At 70.2% G+C, this 2715-nt stretch carries 3 protein-coding genes; 2 read left to right on the forward strand and 1 reads right to left on the reverse strand.

Translation table 11 applies throughout. The features are described 5' to 3' along the window. A partial coding sequence (murQ, locus tag U9R90_RS35265) for an N-acetylmuramic acid 6-phosphate etherase (RefSeq protein ID WP_411061507.1) occupies nt 1-941 on the forward strand: 941 nt, incomplete at its 5' end. A 24-nt stretch (nt 942-965) separates the two neighbouring features. Here murQ and U9R90_RS35270 read toward each other — a convergent pair. Further along, nucleotides 966-1610 carry a dihydrofolate reductase family protein gene (locus tag U9R90_RS35270; RefSeq protein WP_411061508.1) on the reverse strand — a complete coding sequence of 215 codons (645 nt, stop codon included), beginning with the start codon at nt 1608-1610 and terminating at the stop codon, nt 966-968. Between the two features lie 315 nt (nt 1611-1925). Between U9R90_RS35270 and U9R90_RS35275 the strand changes: the two genes are divergently transcribed. After that, a partial coding sequence (locus U9R90_RS35275; protein ID WP_411061509.1) for a hypothetical protein occupies nt 1926-2715 on the forward strand: 790 nt, incomplete at its 3' end.

A 2715-nucleotide genomic window follows, 5' to 3' on the forward strand; every position in this document is an offset into this window, starting at 1 on the left:
CCTCCACCACCCCCGACTACTCCAAGCTGCGCGCCCACCTGGACACGCTCACGACCGAGGCGTTCCGCCCCGAGCTGGCCGACATCGACCGACTGCCCACACTCGACATCGCCCGGACGATGAACGACGAGGACGCCACGGTCCCGACCGCGATCGCAGCGCGGCTCCCACAGATCGCCGCGGCGATCGACGCCACGGCCGAGCGCATGGGGCGCGGCGGCCGACTCGTCTACGCGGGCGCGGGCACGGCGGGACGCCTCGGCGTGCTGGACGCGAGCGAGTGCCCGCCGACCTTCAACACGGACCCGTCCCAGGTCATCGGCCTGATCGCGGGCGGCCCGAGCGCGATGGTGACGGCGGTGGAGGGCGCCGAGGACTCCAAGGACCTGGCAGCAGCCGACCTCGACGCCCTGAACCTCACGCCCGCCGACACCGTCGTCGGCATCTCCGCATCCGGCCGTACGCCCTACGCCGTCGGCGCGGTGGAGCACGCCCGCAGCCGCGGCGCGCTCACCATCGGCCTGTCCTGCAACGCGGGCAGCGCACTGGCGGCGGCGGCCGAGCACGGCATCGAGGTCGTCGTAGGCCCCGAACTGATCACCGGCTCCACCCGCCTGAAGGCGGGAACAGCCCAGAAGCTGGTCCTCAACATGATCTCGACCCTCACGATGATCCGCCTCGGCAAGACGTACGGAAACCTCATGGTCGACGTACGCGCGTCGAACGAGAAACTGCGGGCCCGCTCACGCCGGATCGCCGCCCTGGCAACGGGCGCGCCGGACGACACGATCGAGGCGGCCCTCACCTCCGCCGAAGGCGAGGTGAAGACGGCGATCCTGATCATCCTGGCCGAGATCGACGCCGCGACCGCGACGCGCCTGCTCACGGAAGCCAACGGCCACCTACGAGCAGCCCTGGCCGCAGCAGCCACCGCGACGTAACCCTCCCTGGTCCACAGTGGCCGGTCACCTTCGCCAGAACAGATGGTGCGTCACGCCGCTCGGGCTGGGCACGACATCGAGGTGGAACCGGTCGAACAGCTCGTCGGGTGACTCCCAGAGCCGTACGCCGGACCCGAGCTTCACCGGCGAGACCGCCACGTGCAGGGTGTCGACGAGGTCGGCGTCGAGGAACTCCCGGATGGTGGTAGCCCCGCCGCCGAGTCGGACGTCCTTGCCCTGCGCCGCCTCCCGCGCTTGTTCGAGGACCGTGGCCGGGTCACCGTCGACGAAGTGGAACGTGGTGTCGGAGAGCGTGAACGACGGACGCGTGTGGTGGGTCATGACGAACACCGGGGTGTGGAACGGGGGTTCGTCACCCCACCAGCCGCGCCAGTCGTGGTCCTGCCAGGGCCCACGCTGGGGCCCGAACTTGTTGCGGCCCATGATCTCGGCGCCGATGTTGTGGGCGAAGTCGCGCGTGAAGTAGTCGTCGAGGCCACGGCTCCCGCCGGGATCGGTGCGGTTGGGCCAGCTCGCCGTCGCACCGGCCCAGGCGAACAGCCTCTCGGGATCGACGTGGCCGAACGGACGCTCAAGGCTCTGGTCCTCACCGGCACCGATTCCGTCACTCGAGACGTTGAAGTTCTGGACTCTCAGCAGCTGGGTCACGTGGCTCCTCCTGTTTATTGCCGATGGCAGTAGGACCGTCTGAGCCAGGAAAACTCATCGCCGCGACCGAATCCAGACGACACGGACAACACCGCACGACGGCCCGGAGCTCAAGCCGCAGGCTCCGAGCGCTCTTAACAATGAACGGGTGGAGGGCCACAACCCACCCTCCCACCCTGCGCAGTTGACTTTTCGCGTTCGGGTTGCCACGCACAGTGATATGCGTCTAGCGTGCCCGCATAACGAACAGCCCCCGCTCGGTGCTAGCAACACCTGCGGGGGCTTGACCAACAAGATCGAATGAGAGTCGATCCCGTGGCTGAGACCCAGCTTAGTAGTGCCCTGCGCCCGATGCACGCAGACCCGCACCCAATGGCCAATCCGGGGTACGGAAAGCGCTCGGCACCCGACCAACGCCCCCGCACCGCGCACGACTTCGCGCACCTTCCGCCCCGCGAAGCCGCCATCGCCGCGTTCATCGACCGGCTCGCGGACGGCTCGGACATCTCCGTAAAGACGCTGGCCAAGGTGCTGCCGTACAGCCAGTGCGCGCTCAGCACCGCGCTGCGCCGCCTCCGGGAGGCGGGCCATCTGCGGCAGGGCAGCGAACACCACTTCGACGAGTACGGCAGCCCGCGCTGGGTGACGCGGACCTGGTTCTCCCGTACGGCGCGGGACGAGGCATGGTGGGCGGCGTTCGCCCGAGGCGACGTACCGCCGGAGAACACGGGCCCGCGCCCGACCCGCTCCCGCGCGCACATCCTGCTCGCCGCGCTGGGCCGTACGGACCCGGTGATGTCCCTCTCCTCCACCGACTGCACAGCCCTCGCGCCGCTGGTCACGGAGTGGTTCGACCGGGGCGCCACCGACCAGGAGGTCGTACTGGCCCTCACCACCGGCCTGCCCGTACCCGTCCACCACCCGGCGGCTCTCGCCCGCAAGCGCCTGACCACCAAGCTCCCACCCGAACGCCCCCGCCCGGCTCCAGCTCCCCTGCGCATCCTGGAGTGCGCCACCTGCCACACACCGGGCCGCCCGGAAGCCCTCGCGGGCGGCGAATGCGACGACTGCCGGGGCGGCCCGGCTCCGGCGCGCCGCCCCGCCG

The sequence above is a fragment of the Streptomyces sp. E11-3 genome, from assembly GCF_046540415.1.
Lineage (GTDB): Bacteria > Actinomycetota > Actinomycetes > Streptomycetales > Streptomycetaceae > Streptomyces.